This window comes from Sphingobium sp. EP60837, from assembly GCF_001658005.1.
GTDB classification, from domain to species: Bacteria; Pseudomonadota; Alphaproteobacteria; order Sphingomonadales; family Sphingomonadaceae; genus Sphingobium; species Sphingobium tyrosinilyticum.
Map to the genome: position 1 here is coordinate 2,494,719 of NZ_CP015986.1, position 18,507 is coordinate 2,513,225.

Consider the following 18,507-nt stretch of genomic DNA (forward strand, 5'->3'; position numbering starts at 1 on the left):
TTATGCCCCGGAATTCATCGACGGTTCAACCACCGGCCCATAGCGTGCCGCCCCAAAAGGGGTTCGATTTGCTTCATTCCGTTCTGCTGCTTCTCGTCGCGCCGCTCGGAGAGCCCGTGCAATTGGCGCAGATGACGATCGAGCAGCGGGTCATCATCCGTGTTCCGATGGCGAAGAAGGGCAGGGCGCCTGCGCGTCTTGCGCCTCAAGCAGGCCGTGCCTGGAAGGAGAAGAAAGGGCCGCGCTGCATTGCCCTGCGCTCGATTCGTTCAGCTAGCGTGGTTGTGGAGAATGGCGTTGATCTGCTGCTGGCGGACAATCACCGCTATCGCGCACGATTGGAGCGTGGTTGCAGTTCGATGGGATTCTATTCCGGCTTCTATGTCGAGCCAGACGATGATGGATCATTATGTTCGGGACGGGATGAGTTGCAGGCGCGTAGCGGGCTCAGCTGCGTGATAGGCAGTTTCAAGCGGCTGGAAGAGGCTGAACCCGAGGATTAAGGCGGTGGGAAAACGCGTCTGATGCGCGATTTTCTTGACAAGATGGCGATATTTCAGCAAGGCGCGCGCGATTTCCGACGCGTTTCGATATGCTGCGGATAGCCTCTGTGTCCCGGACAACTGAATGACTTTTGCCGATCTCGGCCTTTCCGATGAATTATTGAAGGCCGTCAACGAGGCCGGATATGACACGCCCACGCCGATTCAGGCGCAGGCTATCCCACCCGTGCTGATGATGAAGGACATTATCGGCATCGCCCAGACGGGGACGGGCAAGACCGCCAGCTTCGTGCTGCCGATGATCGACATTCTGGCCCATGGCCGCGCGCGCGCATTGATGCCGCGCTCGCTCATTCTGGAGCCGACGCGTGAGTTGGCAGCGCAGGTTGCCGAGAATTTCGAGAAATACGGGAAGTATCACAAGCTCAACATGGCGCTGCTGATCGGTGGCGTGCAGATGGGCGATCAGCTCAAAGCGCTGGAAAAGGGCGTCGATGTGCTGATTGCGACGCCCGGCCGCCTGATGGACCTGTTCCAGCGCGGCAAGATATTGCTAAACGGCTGTTCGATGCTGGTCATCGACGAAGCCGACCGCATGCTCGACATGGGTTTCATCCCGGATATCGAGGAAATCTGCACCAAGCTGCCCGCGCAGCGGCAGACTTTATTGTTCTCCGCGACAATGCCGGCGCCGATCAAGAAGCTGGCCGACCGCTTCCTGGTCAATCCCAAGTCGATCGAGGTGGCCCGACCGGCAACCGCATCGATCAACATCACCCAGCGGCTGGTGAAGGTCGATTCGCGCAAGAAGCGCGACGCACTGCGAGCGATGCTGGAAGCCGAGGATGTGCTGAGCGCGGTGATCTTCTGCAACCGCAAGACCACTGTGCGCGACCTGAACAAGAGTCTGCAACGCCACGGCTTCAAGTCCGGCGAGATTCACGGCGATATTGACCAGTCCGCGCGCATTGCCGAGTTGGAGCGGTTCCGGGCCGGGACGGTCAACATCCTGGTTGCATCAGACGTCGCCGCTCGCGGGCTGGACATCAAGGGCGTCAGCCATGTGTTCAACTTCGACGCGCCATGGCATCCCGATGATTATGTCCATCGCATCGGCCGCACCGGCCGCGCGGGGGCGAAGGGTGTCGCCTATACTTTCGTAACCTCCGAGGACGCGGAGGCGATCGACAATATTCAGAAGCTGATCGGTCAGAAGATCGAGGTGATCAATGCTCCTGAGGCCACGGCACCAGAGGCCAAGGCCGAAGAGCCGCGGCGGGCAGAAGGCGATCGGAGCGCGGAGCGCAAGTCCGGCAAGCGCCGCGATGACCGGCGTCGGGAAGAACCACGCTCGGCTCGGCAGGACGGCAATGGCGCGCGGCCGCGTCGTGCAGAACCAGTGGAAGAAAGCCCGGATGAGGGCTGGAATGGCCCAGTGCCGGAGTTCTTGTCAGTGGGTTTCGTGGGCTGAACGCAACCTTCCTCACCCGACGGCAGTGAACAGTCCGGAGTTTTGGGCCTAGAGCAACCCCATCGCTCGCAAGCTGCTATGCCCCTGCGATCCGATAATGATATGATCGTGCACGGCAATGCTGAGCCGCTTGCCCGCTTCGGCGATCTGGCGGGTGATCTCTATATCCTGACGGCTGGGTTCAGGGGAGCCGCTCGGGTGATTGTGAACCAGGATAAGGGCTGAGGAGCCAAGGTCGATGGCGCGGCGGATGACCTCACGGGTGTAGATGGCCGCTTGGTCGATCGATCCGTCACCCATATGTTCGTCACGGATCAACATGTTGCGGCTGTTGAGGTGCAGGACCCGGACTCGCTCCACAGGCAGATAGGCCATGTCGGCGCGCAGATAATCAAGCAGGGCCTGCCAACTTGCCAATACCGGCCGTTGCGCCACTTCGTTTCGCAGCATCCGCAACAGCGTAGCGTGCACAATCTTGACTGCTGCGATGCTGGTATCGCCCATCCCCGGCACTCGCGCGATAGCCTGCCAATCGGCGGTCATGAGGCCGCCGATGCCGCCAAATTCGCGCAGCAGCGCCTTGGCCAACGGCTTGGTGTCGCGCCGGGGAATGGCGAGTGCGAGCAGATATTCGATCAATTCATGGTCGTGCAGCGCGTCGCCGCCGCTGTCCGCCAGTTTGTGCCGCAGCCGGGCGCGGTGGCCCGCGTCGTCATGACTGACTGCAACATCCCTATCCGCCAAAGCCTTCTCATCCCCCGTTCAGAGAGATCGACCTATGCGTTGCGCAAATATCGGGCAAGGATATTTAAAGGGTGTTGGACGTTATGCAGGCGTTACGGAATAATGGTTGAAAGCCGGGGTTGGCCATAAGCATGGAAGTTGAGGACGGCGAAGAGGAATTTCGCCGGGGCTGGCTGCGCTGGCTGGGCGTGGGGACGGGGTCCTTGGCGCTCATCCTTGTGGCGCTATGGACTCAGCGTGCCCCGATCGCCGAGAATTTCCTTGGTAGAGAGATGAACCGCCGGGGCGTGCAGGCCAGCTATGACCTTAAGGACATTGGCCTCCGCACGCAGCGGATCGAAAATATCGTCCTTGGTGACCCGGCCAATCCTGATCTGACGGCGCGGTGGGTTGAAGTGGACCTCGCCTTCACCGGCCTTTCTCCGCATGTCGCGGCGGTCAGGGCTGGAGGTGTTCGTCTGCACGGGTCTTATCGGAACGGCATGCTTCGTCTTGGCGAACTCGACAAGTTCCGCGATCCTGCGTCCAAAGCGCCGTTCAGCCTGCCTGATATCAGGATGGCGTTGAACGACGCGCGGATAAGGCTCGACACGGATGCCGGCGTGGTTGGCATGCAGGTCGATGGCAAGGGCAATCTGCGGTCGGGGTTCAGCGGGCGTCTCGCCGCCGCCATGCCACGCGCTGCCTTCGCGGGGTGCAGCATGGCAGGCATGACCGCGTTGCTTGACGTCGCGATCCGCAATGAGCGGCCGCATCTTTCCGGCCCAGCGCGAGCGACGGCGCTTGGTTGCCCCGACAGCGCAACTGCCATCGCCAAGCCGCAGGCGGACTTGGACCTATGGCTTGGAAAGGCGCTCGACCGGTGGAACGGTCATGTCATGCTGGCCGGCGAAGCGCTGAAGTCCAGCGGCGCTGTGCTGGCCAAGCCTTCGGGGAGAATAGATTTTGACGGCAGCGCCGCCGGCACGGCCGGGCGCGCGAGGATCAATGCGTCCGCGCTGTCGATTGCAGGCGTTTTGGCGGGAAATTCGGAGATTATCGGCGGTTGGAAGATCGGCAAGGGTGAAGCAGAGGCTCAGGGGCGGCTTTCCGCGCATCAGGTGCGTCTTGCTGGCCGTGATCCGCTGGCCGGGTTGAGGCGGTCGGACGCAGGCTCGCCAGTGGCGCCTCTTGCAACACGACTAGCCGATGCGGTGCGGCGGTCCGGTGAGGAAAATGTTCTGCAGACGAGCCTCGCTTTTTCGCGACGCGGGAAGGGCGGCAGCGTGGTGATCACCGGGACACGCTTTGAGGCGCGGAGCGGGGCGCGGGTGATGATCCCAGGCGACGGACGGGTGACTATCGCCTGGCCGGGCAAAGCTGGGGCCCGGATCGATTGGGCGCTGGACGGCGCAGTCACCACCGGGGGTGGCGGTCTGCCGAGCGGCGCGCTTCGGCTGGCACGGCGGCCCGGCGGAGGGTTTGGCGGGCAGTTGTTCCTTGATCCCTATACCGCGGGAAATGCGAGGTTGGCGTTGGAACCGGTGCGGTTTGTCGCTGGCCCTCAAGGCAATACGCGTTTTTCGACGAGCGTCAGGCTGGATGGACCGTTGCCCGGTGGGCGGCTGCGTGGATTGGTTGCGCCGATAGAGGGGCAGGTGAGCGCCAATGGTGCGATTGCGATCAATCGCCGCTGCGTGCCGCTGGCTCTGGAGGAGGCGCGCTACGGCAGCTTCTCCATCGGGCGGACGAGGCAGACCTTATGTCCCATCGGCAGTGGCGCGCTGTTCGCAACTGGCCCAGCAGGGATGCAAGCGGGCGCGGAGATTCGCGGCCTCGATCTGCGTGGCCGCAGCGGCCAAAGCCCAATGCACCTATCCGCCGACCGTGCAAGGATTGACTTGGGGCAGGGTGGCTTTGCCTTGTCGCGCGCCGAATTGGCGATCGGAACCGAAGATTCGCCAGGTCGGTTCACGGCGGAAACGCTGGTGGGCAAGAGCCTGGCGCAGGGCTTGAATGGCAAGGTGACCGGTGCGGGCGCCAGGATCGGCAGCGTTCCCCTGATCGTGGAAGATAGCGCGGGAGAGTGGAGCTTTGCTCGGGGAACGCTGAAGCTGGCGGCTGCGATCATGGTACGCGACGCGCAGTCTCCAGCGCGGTTCGAGCGCTTGAGGGTGCCCGACTTTGCGCTCAGCCTGCGTGACGGCAAGGTTGCGGCTACGGGCACGTTGCGGGCGCCGCGCAATGACGCGGTCGTGGCACGCGCCGACATCGCTCATGATCTCGGCTCCGGAAGGGGCAAGGCCGACCTGATCGTGCCGGGGCTGGTATTTGGCCCCACGCTGCAGCCTGAGGACGTGACCCGCCTCGCGTTGGGCGTTGTGGCCAATGTCAATGGCACCGTCACGGGGCAAGGGCATATCCGGTGGAACGGAACAACGGTCACCAGCGACGGCCTGTTCCGGACGGACAATGCCAATCTGGCGGCTGCGTTCGGCCCGGTCGAGGGACTTTCGGGCGAATTGCGCTTCACCGATTTGCTGGGGCTGGTCAGCGCGCCCGGACAGCAAGTGCGGATCAAAATGGTCAACCCGGGTGTGGAAGTGCGGGACGGCGTCGTGCGTTATCGCATCGAAACGGGTCAAAAAGTGCATATCGAAGGCGGAGGCTGGCCCTTCTCTGGCGGGCAGCTGGTCCTCCTTCCCACCACCATGGATTTCAGCGATGATGTCGATCGCTACCTCACCTTCCGGGTCATCGGGCTAGACGCGGGCGCCTTCATCCAGACGATGGAGCTTGAAAACATCTCCGCCACCGGCACGTTCGACGGCATCATGCCGCTGATCTTCAATGCTCAGGGCGGTCGCGTCGCAGGCGGCGTTCTGGTCGCAAGGCAGCAGGGGATGCCGCCGCTGATCATGCCTGAAGGGGTGTTGCCGACGATCCCCTGCGATCCAGCCCGCCAGTCGGGCACGCTGTCCTATGTCGGCCCCGTGTCGAACGAACAATTGGGTGTGATGGGGCGGCTCGCCTTCGATGCGCTCAAGAATCTGCAGTATAAATGCCTTACCATCCTGATGGACGGCGCTCTGGATGGTGAGATGGTGACCAATGTCGTCTTCAATGGCGTCAATCGCGGCCAGCTGGGCAATGTTCCGGCGGGCATGGCGCGGAATCTGACGGGCTTGCCCTTCATCTTCAACGTTCGCATTGCCGCGCCCTTCCGGGGGCTGCTGGGTACGGCGAAGTCCTTTATCGATCCCACGACACTTATCCAGAACAGCATAGGAGACCAGATGCAGGAGAAGATTCGCGAGGGGATTGCAGTTAAGCCTGCGGAAAGCGACACTGTGGGAAACAGGGAGCAGAAATGAAGAGAGAAGCGATCTTGGCGGCGGGTTTCGCCGGTTTAGCCCTGTCGGGCTGCATCCAGGTGAAGGCACCGGACAAGCCGATCGAAATCAACCTCAATGTGAAGGTTCAGCAGGAAGTGGTGGTCCGCCTTCAACGTGACGCGAAGGACCTTATTCAGAATAACCCGGAGTTGTTCCCGCAATGACACGCAAGTTTTTGATAATCGCCGCTGGTGCGGTTTTCGCCTTGGCTACGGGGCTGGTCGTGAGCGCGCCTGCCCGCGCGCAGTCGGGCGCCGTGGCATCGGCCCTGGCTGAAGGCGCGGTCGGCGAACAGGCGGATGGCTATCTTGGCATCGCAGGTTCGGTCAGCGCCGCTGTGCGATCGGAAGTCGAATCGATCAACATCAAACGCCGGGCCGCCTATACCGATCTTGCCAGCAAGCGCGGCGTCACGGTTCAGGACGTTGCCGCCGCGACCGGATGCCAAACTCTCAGCAGCCGGGTCAAGCAGGGGCAGGTCTATCGTGTGGGCGCAGGGCCCTGGCAAACCAAGGGCGCAGCGCCGATTTCACTTCCTACCTATTGCGCGACCGCGGGATAGATTCCCGATCATTGACGAAGTTTTTCCGTTGCTTCGTCCGGCAGGGTGATTCTGGTGCCAACTACGGTTGACTATCCCGAAAGCCCTTTCTAAACGGGCCGCGCCTTGACGGGTGCAGTCGCACGCGCCATGCCGCCTGACGTTGGCTTATCTGCCTGAACGGAAAGGAATGGCCATGGTAGCGGATGTACCCGGGCAAGACCCGGCGGATGAGGACGCGCGGATCACTTCTCTTGAGGAGAGGATCGCAAAGGCCGAACGAGCCGAAAAGGTCAGACAGGGGACCACCAAGCAGCAGGCCGATGATGGATCGCGCCTGGGCAACAGGGTTCTCGCCGAACTGATCGGTGGTCTTGTTGGCGGTGCCGTGGTTGGTGGGACTTTGGACTACTTTCTGCGGACATCCCCATGGCTCCTGCTCATTTTCCTCGGTCTTGGGATCGTGGTGGCGTTCAGGAACATCATCAGATTGACGACGACGAAGCGTCCCGGCGAATAGGGGCGCTTTTGTCTTAGTCCGAATACCAGACGTTACAGGGGTCAACGTGGCAGAATCCGGCAAAATCGATCCGATGCACCAGTTTGCGATCGAACCGCTGTTCGGTACGGATCACTTGTCGCTCGGCGGCTACAATATCGCCTTCACCAACAGTGCGCTCTATATGGTGGCTGCTGCTGTGGTGCTGTGGATCTTCGTAATCGGCGGTCTGAAGCGCGAACTGGTTCCCGGTCGTTGGCAGATGGCGGTCGAATATATGACCGGCTTCATCAAGAGCCTGCTGATCGCCAATGTGGGCGAGGGCGGCAAGAAGTATATTCCTTATGTCTTCTCGCTGTTCATGTTCATCCTGTTGGCTAACCTGCTGGGCCTGCTGCCGCTCGGCCTGATCGGCCTGCATCCCTTCACCTTTACCAGCCACTTCACTGCGACGGGCGTGCTGGCGATCTTGAGCTTCTCGATCGTGCTGATCGTCGGCTTCTGGAAGCATGGGCTGCATTTCTTCTCGCTGTTCGTGCCGCACGGCACGCCGCTCCCCATGATCCCGGTGATCTTCCCGATCGAACTGGTGTCCTTCATGGTGCGGCCGTTTAGCCTTGGGTTGCGACTGTTCGTTGCGATGACCGCCGGACACGTTCTGCTGAAGGTGCTGGCCGGGTTCGTCATCAACAGCTCGAATGCTGGCGTCGGCTACGGCCTGACGGTCGGTTCGGCGAGCTTCATCCTGATGATCGGAATCAGCGCGCTGGAAGTGCTGGTCGCTGTCATCCAGGCCTATGTGTTCGCTCTGCTGACCTCAGTTTACCTGAACGACGCTGAGAACCTGCACTAAGTTTTCCTGAATTTTCCACACTATCTGAAGTTTAGAAAAGGGAGTTTACGACATGGACGCAGAAGCCGCAAAGCTGCTCGGTGCTGGCCTGGCTGCCATCGGTGCGGGTCTCGCATCGCTCGGTGTGGGCAACGTGTTCGCATCGTTCCTGGAAGGCGCGCTGCGTAATCCGGGCGCCGCTGACGGCCAGCAGGGCCGCCTGTTCATCGGTTTCGCCGCGGCCGAACTTCTGGGTCTGCTGGCGTTCGTTATCGCCATGATCCTGGTGTTCGTGGCCTGACAACCGCTTGGCGGGCGGGCAGGACGGTTTGAGCCGATCCGCCCGCCCGCATAAATTGACGGCGCCCTGATCGGACGGACCCAAAATGCCTCAAATCGCGCAAATCGCCGAAACTTATGCGTCGCAGATCTTCTGGATGCTGCTGACGTTCGGCTTTGTCTTCTTCGTCATCGGCCGGGGTATGGTCCCCAAGGTTCAGGCGACGGCCGACGCGCGCGACGCGAAGATCACTGGTGATCTGGACGCAGCCAAGGCTGCCTTCGCCCGCGCCGACGAGGCAGAGGCGGACTATCGCGCTCGCGACGCCGAAAGCCGCGCTGCGGCTCAGGCGACGCTCGCTCGCGCCAAGTCGGAAGCTGCCAAGGCATCTGAAGGACAGCTCGCCGCTGCCGACACAGAAATTGCCACCCGGATCGGCGCTGCCGAAGCGCGTATCCAGGCTGCCAGTCAGGCAGCGTTGGCAGAGATTGAAACCGTCGCCGCCGACGCGGCGCGCGACATGGTGGCCCGCATTTCTGGCGTTCAGGCGTCGGAGGAATCGGCCCGAAACGCAGTAAAGGCGGCACTGGTCCATGGCTGAGGCAGCAGCACAGCATAGCGAAGGTACGCCTCCGCATATCGACGACGCGATCCACGCTGAAGGGATGGAGCCGGTCGGCACCGTCGCTCATGAGGGCGTTGTTCCGCACACGGACCCCAAGGCGGTCGGCATGGATGCAACCGCTTGGGTGAGCTTGGCGATGGCGGTGTTCATCGTCATCCTGCTCATCAAGAAGGTGCCCGCGCTGATCGGCAATGTGCTCGATGGCCGGATCGCCCAGATCAAGAACCAATTGGCCGAAGCCGCCAAGCTGCGTGCTGAAGCCGAAGCGCTGAAGTCGGAATATGAAGCCAAGCTGGCGGCTGCCGCTGGTGAGGCTGATGCCATGCGCAAGTCGGCTGAGAGCGAAGCGGCGACGCTGCTCGAAGACGCCAAGACCAACGCTGTCGCGTTGGTCGCCCGGCGTCAGAAGATGGCGGAAGACAAGATCGGCGCAGCGGAGCGCGCGGCGATCGCTGGTATCCGTACCAAGGCAGTTAACGCGGCTACAAGCGCTGCTGCGGCACTGATCGTGGAGAAACACGATGCCGGTGCGGATAAGCAACTAGTCGATAGCGCCATCAAGGGACTCGGGCCGACAGTCTGACGGTCTGACAACATAGCTTAAAAGGGCCGGTGCGGCATTGCACCGGCCCCTTTTTGATGGTCACGCCTGAAGGATGGTGTTGCGGGCAATATAGGGTGATCTTGTTAGGGTGAGTCCATGGCCTTCTGTTGGGGAGCAGGGGCGCACAGCCATTGCGCTTGTCTCTGTCGCCGCTATCTCTGCAACCATGTCGCATCCCCAATCTCCGGACCGTTTTCACGAAGACAAGGCCAGTTTCACCGTGCGTGGAGCGGGGGCGCCTGATATCGAAGCGGGCGTGGAGGCGATCCGCACGACGCTGAAAACTTTGCCGACGCGGCCGGGTGTCTATCGCATGCAGGATGCGCGGGGCGACGTTCTCTACGTCGGGAAAGCGCGGGCGCTGCGGAACCGGGTTGCCAATTATACGCAGGTTGATCGGCTGCCGAAGCGGTTGCAGCGCATGGTGTCGCAAACGCGGTCCATGACGATCGTCACCACCAATAGCGAGGCCGAGGCGCTGTTGCTGGAGGCGCAGCTGATCAAACGCTTCCGCCCGCCATATAATGTTCTGCTGCGTGACGACAAAAGCTTCCCCTTCATTCTGCTGCGCGAGGACCATGACTTTCCTCGCGTACAAAAGCATCGGGGCGCGCGGAAATATAAGGGGCGCTATTATGGCCCCTTCGCCAGCGCGGGGTCTGTGACGCGGACGATCAATGCGCTGCAGAAGCTGTTCCTGCTGAGAAGTTGCACGGACAGTTTCTTCGCCAACCGGTCGCGGCCTTGCCTGCTGTTCCAGATCAAGCGCTGTTCGGCCCCCTGTGTCGGGCGGATCGACGAGGCGGCCTATGCCGAGTTGGTGATCGACGCTCAGGACTTTCTGGGCGGAAAATCGACGGCCGTGCAGAAGAAGCTGGGAGAGGCGATGCAGTCGGCTTCGGAGGCGTTGGACTTCGAGCAAGCGGCGGTGCTGCGCGACCGGCTGAAGGCGCTGACGTTCATCCAGGGTAGCCAGGCGATCAACGCGGAAGGGCTGGGCGACGCTGATATCTTTGCGCTGGCGACCAAGGGTGGGGCGATGTGTATCCAGGCCTTCTTCATCCGTGGGGGGCAAAATTGGGGGCATCGCAGCTTCTTCCCGGTTCATACCGCCGAGGTGGCGGAGGATGAGGTGCTGGCGAGCTTCATGGCGCAATTTTACGAAGAGGTGCCGCCGCCCAAGCTGATCCTGTCCGATCGTGCGCCGATGGAGTGCGAGTTGATAACGCAGGCGCTGAGTGAGCGGATTGGGGCAAAAGTTCGGATTGAGGTGCCCCAGCGCGGCGACCGGACCCGGTTGATCAAGCAGGCCCAGCGCAATGCGGTAGAGGCGCTCGACCGGCGGCTGGCGGAGACGACGACGCAGGCGAAGGTCCTGGACGAGATGGTCGAGACTTTCGGGCTGGACGGCGTGCCGGATCGGATCGAGATTTACGACAACAGCCATATCCAGGGGAGTCATGCGCTGGGCGCGATGGTGGTGGCGGGGCCGGAGGGCTTCCGCAAGAATGCCTATCGCAAGTTCAACATGAAGAACCCCGAAACATCGAACGACGATTTCGCGATGATGCGCGAGATGTTCGAGCGGCGCTTTGGCCGGGCAGCGCGGGAGGACCCGGATCGGGACAGCGGGGAATGGCCAGACCTGGTGTTGATCGATGGCGGCAAGGGGCAGCTGTCGGCGGCGCGCGCGATCCTGGAGGATATGGGGATCGAGGATATCTGCATGATCGGCATCGCCAAGGGGCCGCACCATGGGCGCGAGGGGCGGGAGGTGTTCCATATGCCCGATGGGCGGGAGATCAGCTTTCCGATCAACCACCCGGTGCTCTTCTATCTCCAGAGGCTGCGGGACGAGGCGCATCGCTTTGCGATCGGGGCGCACCGGCAGAAAAGGAGCAAGGCGATTTCGACCAGTTCGCTGGATGAAGTGCCTGGCATCGGGCCGTCGCGAAAGAGGGCGCTGCTGATGCACTTCGGGACGGCGAAGGCGGTGAGGAGCGCGGCTTTGGAGGATTTGTTAAAGGCGCCCGGGGTTTCGAAGGCAGTGGCGCAGCAGGTTTATGACTATTTCCATGGGTGAATTAGTGAGTTGCGAGCGTTTCTAAGATATTGTTTCGATACCGTTATTAAATGACCGGCGACGAGGACCGGCGGACCGGGCGATGACCAGCGACTAGCGACGCGGCCGCCCACCACCTACCGCCCAAGGACGACTGCTACCGGGGCGGTGACCTATTGCTGAGATTTTATCGTTGGTCTTGCGCAATGACTGTTGGCCTGCGATGGTCTGCGCAGACGCTGAAAAAATCATGGCGCGGGGATAAGGTATGAGGGTCGCAACTCTCGGCAAGTTTGGATTGGTGGTAACTACCGTTAATAGTGGCTTCTTAGAAGGTTCACTTTGCTGTTATTATTTTCCCGGGCTTAATACTTAGCCAAAGTCATATAACTAATAATATAGACTTTAGTGCCGGGAGATTATGTCACCGTGATCCATGGGCATGCCGAACTATCGCGGACGTTGAACAGGCGGCGATCCTTCGCCCTGTCTGCGCTTCGCCCGTGGCAAATGCTGGATGTTACGCGCTTGGTGCTGGCAAGCGTATATACGATCGTCAGCTTTGCCTTTGCGACCCCACGGTCATGGGCCGAGGGGGCGGAAAATGGCATCATCCTGGCCATGCTTGCGCTCGCCCTGGCGGCGCTGACGCTGTCGGCCCGATCCTGGGTTACGGAGATGCGGCTGCGCAAGCCGGTGGTCTGCCTGGACGCGCTGCTGTTCCTGTCGCTGCTGGTGGTGACGAACCCCGGCACCAGCCCTTATTTTTCCGGCAGCCTGTTCGTGGCGGTCGAGATTGCGCTGATCGTGCGGCGGCGCTTTCACCTGCTGGTCGGCGCATTCGCGGTCATCACGGCGCTGATGACCCTGTGGGTGGACGAATTGATGGTTTTGCCGTCCGAACCGGATGCGGAGCGGGCCGCGCTGCGCGTGCTATATCTTGCGGTGGTGATCGCGATAACGGGCATGCTGTTGGGGCCTCGCCGTGAAACGCTGCTGGAGCAGGAGCGGATGCGGCGGCTGGCCGACAGCGCCTTTCCGCCGGCCAAGGGCAGTCCCGGACCTTTTCTGTTGCAAGCGCTGAAGATTGCGACGGGCGGCGAGAATGGAGCGGTGTTGTTTCGCGCGGCCAGTGCAGAGCCCTATCGCTTTGCATCGAGCCGCTTTGGCGAAGAGATGCCGGAGGGCAATGGCGGGCTGCTGGCGGTGGAAACGGGTTGGCATGACTGCCGCCGGGGCGCTTCGATCAGCCTGTCATCGGACGGCGTCAGTCAGATTTTTCCGCTGACCCCTGGCGGCCGGGCGTGGGCGGCCCTGCTCGAGGCTGAAACGCTGATGTCGGTCCGCGTGTCGCTGGGCACATTCGACGCGGTGGGCGCGGTGCAGCTCGACGATCCCAGCCATGAGGATGTCGTTGCCATCGCCCAGCGGGTGTTCGAAAGCGCGTGCGAAGAATTGATGGTGCGCAACAGTATGGACCTGGCCCATGTCATAGCGGGAGCGCGGGAGCGCGAACGGTTGCAGCGGGAACTGCATGACAGTGTGCTGCAAGCTCTGGCGAGTATCCGCTTTCAGGTCGCGCCAGTGCTGAACGGCACGATCGGCGATCCCATGCCGGTGGTGCAGAATGTCGATCGGATCGCCAAGGACCAGATCGCCACCATCCGTTGGATCATCAATCCGGAGGTGGACGAGGAGGATTTCGCCTATCTGCCCGAAACGCTGTCGATGGTCGTGCGATCGCTGGCGGATCAGTGGGGCATCCAGTGCGAGTTGAAAGTGGAGGATGGCAATTGCGCGACGAGCGCGACGATCGGCCGGGAGCTGAGCTTTGCCGTGCGGGAGATCGTTGCCAATGCGGTGCGGCACGCGCGGGCGCGGGCCGTGGAATTTTCCCTGCAGCCTGCCGGCAACCGCATTGCGCTGCATGTGACGGATGACGGCGTGCCCAACTTGGCGCGTTTGGGATCGACGGGCGCGGTGCCTTCGCGGTCATTGATGCGGCGGGTGCAGGCTTTGGGGGGTGAGGTGTTCCTGCGCAATATTGGCGGGCGCACGATGATTCAGATTACCGTGCCTCGGAAGTGAGGGCAGGAAGCGCGCGGTTTTTCGACTTCGCTCGAAACGAACGGAGGGAGGAGCGCAGGGGGCTGGCTGCTCTCAGCGTTGAAGGGTTTGTCCCGTTCGTTTCGAGCGAAGTCGAGAAACAATGGCTTGCACGCCGCCATCCCCGCCGTTCGGCAGAACTTTCCCCTCACCCGCGCATTTTACCCAGCATTAACCAGAAGTGCGGATAGTCGGCGCTTCTAGTGGCTGTCCGGGTGGAGGTTCCCGTTTCCATGGTGCGAGTGGTTAAGGATCATCTCTATCGCCGGAGCGTCGCGCTGGTGCTGTCGATGCAAGTCAATTTGCAACGTATTGTCGCCGCGTGGGTCCTCGTCGCCGCCTTCGCTTGTGGCGTGCGGATCGCTTTTCCGGCGACGCCTTATGATGGCGTGCCTTGGATGAGCGGGACGGGGTTGCTGCCCTATCTGCTGGTTGTGGGAGCGCCAGTGGGTTCGCTGCTGATGGGGCTGAAGCTGTTTCCAGCGGGACGGGTGCTTGCGCAGCCCAGTTTCCGCCTGGCGCAGGTCGGTCGCTGGCGGAAGATCGACTGCCTGAAGGCGCGGGAAATGTCGCAGTTCGGGCTTTATGGCGTGATGGCGTCGCTGTTGCTGGGCATTGCGCTCAACGTGCCGGTGCGGACGTTGGAGTTTCTGAGCGCCATCCCTGCGCTCGGGAGCTATTCGCCGGGCTGGTATGTGAGCCTTTATGCGGTGATGCTGGCCGACGTCGTGCTGCTATCCAGCCTTTATATGTTCGCCTTTGCCATGGCGCTGCGAATGGCGCCCCTATTCCCCCGCTTCCTGGTAATGGTGTGGGGTGTGGACCTGATGGCGCAAATGGGCATTGCCGAGCTGGTCACGCGGATTGGGGATGTGCCGCATGCCGTCGAACTGTCGCTGGCTGGCCTCCTGGAGGGCAACGTGAAGAAGGTACTGATCAGCGCTGCCCTCTGGTTGCCTTATCTGCTGCTGTCAGAGCGGGTGAATATCACCTTCCGTAATCGAATTAGCGCCTGACCTTAGGTCCCGGTTCGGCGAACCGAATCGGCGGAGTCCGGCGCGCAAGCGGCAAAAATGGGGGATATTTGGTAGCGGCAGGCTGCACATGATTCGCGACGAGTCGATGGGGACATCGTTCGCTTTACTCATCTCGAGGGTCTGAGGACGGCATGGTCCAGCCTCCTGACATTGGTGGTATTTCCATCGATTGTACGCATGTGGAAGCGACTATTTGATCAGGACATATATCTTTGATGCTGTTCGTATTCCTCAGCATTCGCCAAATCACTCCCGATCGGTAACCTCGTTGATGTTCGTTATTCTTAATGGCCATCAAAGTTACTCGTAGAAGTAATCAAATAATGATTGAGATCAACTTTAAAAACCTGCAGGTATATAACCAAAGGTATACTCATCAAAAGTGCTCGGATACTATCGAGCGCAAAATAGGTAGCGAAAATGGTTAATAAAATTTGACCATAAGCTTCTGAAAAATATGGATATTTTTTACCCTGTTGACTTGATCTTGCTTTGGGTCATTTTGGCGACAAGTTCTACGGGAACTGCCCAACTGCCTGGCGAGTGGAGCAATCACTGCTGGGGTCGCCAGGTGGCAAAGGCCCCTCCGCAGAGCTGTGCAAGAGCAGCCGGAACGCTTTCGGCGCAATAGGGGTGAAAGAGACATGACTTTCTTCAAGACTCTCTGGCGCGACCAGAGCGGTGCTTCGGCGGCCGAATATGCGCTGATCCTGGCAATTGTCGGCACTGGCATTGCGTTGGCCGCTTGGAACTTGGGCACGGCGATCAAAAATTCGATGGGCAGCGCCACCAACTGCATCAAGAATGTCGGCACGGGTTCTGCGCCGAGCGCTAATTGCTGAGCCTAAAAGAGGGGTAAGTACATGACTTATTTTAAAAAGCTTTGGGCAGATGAAAGCGGTGCTTCGGCGGCCGAATATGCCTTGATCCTGGCAATTGTGGGTACCGGCATTGCGTTGGCTGCCTGGAACTTGGGTGCGGCGATTAAGAATTCAATGGGTCTTTCCACGAACTGCATTAGCAATGTTGGCACGGGCTCTGCACCTCCGGCCAATTGCTGAGTATAAATAGGAAGGCCAGCCTGAGGCTGGCCTTCCTAACTTTCAGTTCGGGGGGGAGTTGTTGTGGGGCAGCGCAGATCTTTAATCATCCTTGGTCTCGCGATCTTGCTGGGCTTGGCGGCGGTGTTCATCGCCAACAGCTATTTGAGCAAGGCTGAGCAGGCTCAGGCCACGCCGCAGGGTGGCATGGCCAAGGTGGTCGTCGCATCCATGCCGCTGGCTTTTGGTGCGGCTATTACGCCGGAAAAGATCAAGGTCGTCGATTGGCCCTTGGCTTCGGTGCCGCCCGGCGCCTTCCGGGACCCGATGCAACTCACCTCCCTCGGCAAGCAGCGCGTGGTTCTGCGCCAGATCGAGCCGGGCGAGCCGATCCTCACTTCCAAGCTGTCAGGCGAAGGCGGCCGCGCCACCATGTCCGGTGTGCTGCGGCCCGAAATGCGTGCGGTGGCGGTACGGGTGAATGATGTTGCGGCGGCGGGCGGCTTCGTGCTGCCGGGCGATATGGTCGATGTCTTCGTGACCCGCACGATGCAGGACGGCGTTGGAAGCCAGCAGATCACCGATGTGCTGCTGCAGAATACGCGCGTCATCGCGATCGACCAGAATGCGAACGACAGCTCCAAGGACCCCGCGATTGGCAAGACCGCGACGCTGGAGGTCAACCAGGTCGATGCGCAGAAGCTGGTGCTGGGCCAGCAGGTCGGCCAGCTAACGCTGGTGCTGCGCAACGTGACGGATGAGCCCAACCCGGCGGTGCAGACCGTGGGGACGGAGGATCTGCGCGATGGCGCCTATGTGGGCGGCTTTGCCGGACCGCGCGCCCGGATCGCGGAGGCCGCCTATGTGCCTGCTCGGCTTCCGGTGATGCGCGCTCCGCGCCGTGCCGTGCCGAAGAATGTTTCCGCTCTGCCCGCGACCGCATCGGTCGAAATCGTGCGCGGCACGACTGGCACCAGCTATGAGGTGAAGCGCTATGGTTCCCGCTAAGTCCTTGTCGATGCTGGCGCTGGGGGCAGCGCTGGCTGCGACGGCGATGCCCGCTCAAGCCCAGGTCGCATCGCTGACCGCCAGCAACATCGATCATGCAGGGCAGCTCGACGTGCCGCTCAACAAGAGCCAGGTGCTGACTGTCGATCGGCCTTTTTCAAAGGCGCTGGTGGGCAATCAGGAAGTCGCCGACGTCCTGCCCTTGACCAACCGATCGCTCTATGTGCTGGGCAAGAAGGTGGGGACGACAAGCCTCACGCTTTATGACAGCCGCAACATGCTGATCGCGGTGGTCGATGTGGCGGTGGGGCCGGATGTGGTGACGCTGAAGCGTCAGCTGGCCGAACTGATCCCCGGCGAGCAGATCGGCGCGCGCGTTTCTAATGACGCGGTGGTGCTGACCGGCACAGTGTCGAGCGCTTCGGCGGTCGATCGGGCGATGCAGATCGCCAAGACCTATGCCGGGGGCGACGAGAAGGTCGTCAACATGCTGTCGGTAGGCGCGTCGCAGCAGGTGATGCTGGAAGTGCGCTTTTCGGAAGTGAACCGGCAGGCGGCGAAGCAGATTGGGCTGAACCACAGCTTCAACGGTAACCGCACTGCGGGCAGCATCGGCAACCTGTCGGCTGACTCGATCGTGCCGACCAACAATAATGGCGTGCCGACCATTCTGCTTGACGGGCTGTCCGATGCTTTTGGCGTCGGGACATGGGCGTACAAGATTGGGAGCGTCAACATATTCTCGGCCCTTGATGCGCTGGAGCGCAAGGGGCTGGTGAAGACGCTGGCCGAGCCGACGCTGGTGGCGCTGTCGGGTGAGACCGCGTCCTTCCTGGCGGGCGGCGAATTTCCGATCCCGGTAACGCAGAGCAGCGGCGGGGGGGGCAATAACGGCAACGGCATCACTGTCGAGTTCAAGCCGTTCGGTGTCAGCCTGGGCTTCACGCCTACTGTCCTGAGCGACGGCATCATCAACCTGGTGGTTGAACCGGAGGTTAGCTCGATCGATCCTTCGGCGTCGGTATCGATCAACGGATTGGTCGTTCCGGGCCTGCTGACGCGGCGGGCGAAGACTGTGGTGGAACTGCGGGATGGGCAGTCCTTTGCGATTGCGGGGCTGCTGCGTAACGACTTCCAGGATACGGTGCGGCAACTGCCGGTGCTGGGTTCGCTGCCGATCATCGGAGCGCTGTTCCGCTCGACCGGCTTCCAGAAGCAGCAGACCGAACTGGTCATGATCGTGACGCCTCGGTTGGTGAAGCCGATGCGGGCGGAGGATGTGAGCCTCCCGACCGATCGGGTGGGCAATCCGCATGAGCTGGACCTGTTCCTGATGGGGCGGACGGACAAAGCGGTGGGGATCAACCCGCTCAATCCCGATGCGATGCCACCGGAAAGCCGCCGGACGGCTCCCGCGCCTACGCCTGCCGCCCCGGCGCCGGCTCCGGCGGGCGCGACGCAGAGCGGATATGAACTATGAGCGGGAGTGAGACCATGCGCACACTGTCCCTGGCCGTCCTGCTGGTCGCCCCGGCGCTGGCGGGCTGCACTACAAACGACCCGACCTTCGGCGGCGCGGTGCGCAGCAACTATGCGCAGCAGGTGATCAACCCGGACCCACGCTATGAGGGCACGCTCGTCGAAGGCGGCGAAGGCACGCGCAGCGCCGCCGCGGTGGAACGCTACCGCACCGACAAGGTGAAGGAGCCGAAGTCGATCCGCACCACGTCCGGTAGCGGTGGCTCCGGCGGCGGCTCAGGCGGCCGGTGATCGGGGAGGGT

General features: G+C 61.5%; 19 protein-coding genes. 18 read left to right on the top strand and 1 reads right to left on the bottom strand.

The genetic code is table 11. The features are described from left to right. Positions 1–68 precede the first annotated feature (68 nt). Positions 69–503, top strand: a complete 435-nt coding sequence (locus EP837_RS12115) for a hypothetical protein (protein WP_066529367.1) — start codon at positions 69–71, stop codon at positions 501–503. 124 nt (positions 504–627) lie between these two features. Next, positions 628–1,974 (top strand): DEAD/DEAH box helicase, encoded by a 1,347-nt coding sequence (locus tag EP837_RS12120; protein WP_066527906.1) that lies wholly within the window; start codon positions 628–630, stop codon positions 1,972–1,974. 48 nt (positions 1,975–2,022) lie between these two features. On the opposite strand, the gene radC is transcribed toward EP837_RS12120, so the two are convergent. After that, complete coding sequence (gene radC / locus EP837_RS12125) at positions 2,023–2,718, bottom strand: RadC family protein (RefSeq protein ID WP_066527909.1); 696 nt, start codon at positions 2,716–2,718, stop codon at positions 2,023–2,025. Between the two features lie 131 nt (positions 2,719–2,849). Between radC and EP837_RS12130 the strand changes: the two genes are divergently transcribed. From EP837_RS12130 to EP837_RS12205, 16 genes are all read left to right on the top strand, one after another. Further along, positions 2,850–6,071, top strand: a complete 3,222-nt coding sequence (locus tag EP837_RS12130; protein ID WP_066527911.1) for an intermembrane phospholipid transport protein YdbH family protein — start codon at positions 2,850–2,852, stop codon at positions 6,069–6,071. Then, positions 6,068–6,256, top strand: coding sequence for a YnbE family lipoprotein (locus tag EP837_RS12135; protein WP_066527914.1), 189 nt, complete (start codon positions 6,068–6,070; stop codon positions 6,254–6,256). Before EP837_RS12130 ends, EP837_RS12135 begins: the two co-directional genes overlap by 4 nt. After that, the gene (locus tag EP837_RS12140; protein ID WP_066527918.1) at positions 6,253–6,654 is read left to right on the top strand and encodes a YdbL family protein; all 402 of its coding nucleotides are present in this window, start codon (positions 6,253–6,255) and stop codon (positions 6,652–6,654) included. The genes EP837_RS12135 and EP837_RS12140 overlap by 4 nt, the downstream gene beginning before the upstream one ends. A gap of 175 nt (positions 6,655–6,829) precedes the next feature. After that, positions 6,830–7,153: an AtpZ/AtpI family protein gene (locus EP837_RS12145; protein ID WP_066529369.1), complete on the top strand. Its 324-nt coding sequence runs from the start codon at positions 6,830–6,832 to the stop codon at positions 7,151–7,153. A gap of 46 nt (positions 7,154–7,199) precedes the next feature. After that, positions 7,200–7,985 (top strand): F0F1 ATP synthase subunit A, encoded by a 786-nt coding sequence (locus EP837_RS12150; protein ID WP_066527920.1) that lies wholly within the window; start codon positions 7,200–7,202, stop codon positions 7,983–7,985. A 52-nt stretch (positions 7,986–8,037) separates the two neighbouring features. Next, positions 8,038–8,265, top strand: a complete 228-nt coding sequence (locus tag EP837_RS12155) for a F0F1 ATP synthase subunit C (protein WP_021240110.1) — start codon at positions 8,038–8,040, stop codon at positions 8,263–8,265. A gap of 85 nt (positions 8,266–8,350) precedes the next feature. After that, a complete protein-coding gene (locus tag EP837_RS12160; RefSeq protein ID WP_066527921.1) occupies positions 8,351–8,845 on the top strand; it encodes a F0F1 ATP synthase subunit B family protein in 495 nt (164 codons plus the stop codon). Beyond that, positions 8,838–9,452 (top strand): F0F1 ATP synthase subunit B family protein, encoded by a 615-nt coding sequence (locus EP837_RS12165; protein ID WP_066527922.1) that lies wholly within the window; start codon positions 8,838–8,840, stop codon positions 9,450–9,452. Before EP837_RS12160 ends, EP837_RS12165 begins: the two co-directional genes overlap by 8 nt. Positions 9,453–9,639: 187 nt before the next feature. After that, complete coding sequence (uvrC, locus tag EP837_RS12170; RefSeq protein WP_066527927.1) at positions 9,640–11,556, top strand: excinuclease ABC subunit UvrC; 1,917 nt, start codon at positions 9,640–9,642, stop codon at positions 11,554–11,556. A gap of 408 nt (positions 11,557–11,964) precedes the next feature. Next, entirely contained in the window at positions 11,965–13,623 is a 1,659-nt protein-coding gene (locus tag EP837_RS12175; protein ID WP_225870550.1) for a sensor histidine kinase, read from the top strand. Between the two features lie 251 nt (positions 13,624–13,874). Then, the gene (locus EP837_RS12180; protein ID WP_066527929.1) at positions 13,875–14,657 is read left to right on the top strand and encodes a DUF2569 domain-containing protein; all 783 of its coding nucleotides are present in this window, start codon (positions 13,875–13,877) and stop codon (positions 14,655–14,657) included. A gap of 665 nt (positions 14,658–15,322) precedes the next feature. Continuing rightward, positions 15,323–15,520, top strand: a complete 198-nt coding sequence (locus EP837_RS12185; RefSeq protein WP_066527930.1) for a Flp family type IVb pilin — start codon at positions 15,323–15,325, stop codon at positions 15,518–15,520. Between the two features lie 21 nt (positions 15,521–15,541). Further along, the gene (locus EP837_RS12190) at positions 15,542–15,739 is read left to right on the top strand and encodes a Flp family type IVb pilin (protein ID WP_066527933.1); all 198 of its coding nucleotides are present in this window, start codon (positions 15,542–15,544) and stop codon (positions 15,737–15,739) included. Positions 15,740–15,802: 63 nt separating this feature from the next. Continuing rightward, a complete protein-coding gene (gene cpaB / locus EP837_RS12195) occupies positions 15,803–16,726 on the top strand; it encodes a Flp pilus assembly protein CpaB (RefSeq protein ID WP_082919630.1) in 924 nt (307 codons plus the stop codon). Next, positions 16,713–18,206 carry a type II and III secretion system protein family protein gene (locus EP837_RS12200; protein WP_066527936.1) on the top strand — a complete coding sequence of 498 codons (1,494 nt, stop codon included), beginning with the start codon at positions 16,713–16,715 and terminating at the stop codon, positions 18,204–18,206. The genes cpaB and EP837_RS12200 overlap by 14 nt, the downstream gene beginning before the upstream one ends. A 14-nt stretch (positions 18,207–18,220) precedes the next feature. After that, positions 18,221–18,496 (top strand): hypothetical protein, encoded by a 276-nt coding sequence (locus tag EP837_RS12205; protein ID WP_066527938.1) that lies wholly within the window; start codon positions 18,221–18,223, stop codon positions 18,494–18,496. Positions 18,497–18,507 lie beyond the last annotated feature (11 nt).

Bases quoted from the DNA above. Each gene is read 5' to 3' on its own strand.
- EP837_RS12190 (WP_066527933.1), top strand. From the start codon at position 15,542: ATGACTTATTTTAAAAAGCTTTGGGCAGATGAAAGCGGTGCTTCGGCG.
- EP837_RS12200 (WP_066527936.1), top strand. From the start codon at position 16,713: ATGGTTCCCGCTAAGTCCTTGTCGATGCTGGCGCTGGGGGCAGCGCTG.
- EP837_RS12135 (WP_066527914.1), top strand. From the start codon at position 6,068: ATGAAGAGAGAAGCGATCTTGGCGGCGGGTTTCGCCGGTTTAGCCCTG.
- EP837_RS12160 (WP_066527921.1), top strand. From the start codon at position 8,351: ATGCCTCAAATCGCGCAAATCGCCGAAACTTATGCGTCGCAGATCTTC.
- uvrC (WP_066527927.1), top strand. From the start codon at position 9,640: ATGTCGCATCCCCAATCTCCGGACCGTTTTCACGAAGACAAGGCCAGT.
- EP837_RS12165 (WP_066527922.1), top strand. From the start codon at position 8,838: ATGGCTGAGGCAGCAGCACAGCATAGCGAAGGTACGCCTCCGCATATC.
- EP837_RS12145 (WP_066529369.1), top strand. From the start codon at position 6,830: ATGGTAGCGGATGTACCCGGGCAAGACCCGGCGGATGAGGACGCGCGG.
- EP837_RS12185 (WP_066527930.1), top strand. From the start codon at position 15,323: ATGACTTTCTTCAAGACTCTCTGGCGCGACCAGAGCGGTGCTTCGGCG.
- EP837_RS12140 (WP_066527918.1), top strand. From the start codon at position 6,253: ATGACACGCAAGTTTTTGATAATCGCCGCTGGTGCGGTTTTCGCCTTG.
- EP837_RS12180 (WP_066527929.1), top strand. From the start codon at position 13,875: ATGGTGCGAGTGGTTAAGGATCATCTCTATCGCCGGAGCGTCGCGCTG.
- EP837_RS12155 (WP_021240110.1), top strand. From the start codon at position 8,038: ATGGACGCAGAAGCCGCAAAGCTGCTCGGTGCTGGCCTGGCTGCCATC.
- EP837_RS12120 (WP_066527906.1), top strand. From the start codon at position 628: ATGACTTTTGCCGATCTCGGCCTTTCCGATGAATTATTGAAGGCCGTC.
- EP837_RS12130 (WP_066527911.1), top strand. From the start codon at position 2,850: ATGGAAGTTGAGGACGGCGAAGAGGAATTTCGCCGGGGCTGGCTGCGC.
- EP837_RS12205 (WP_066527938.1), top strand. From the start codon at position 18,221: ATGCGCACACTGTCCCTGGCCGTCCTGCTGGTCGCCCCGGCGCTGGCG.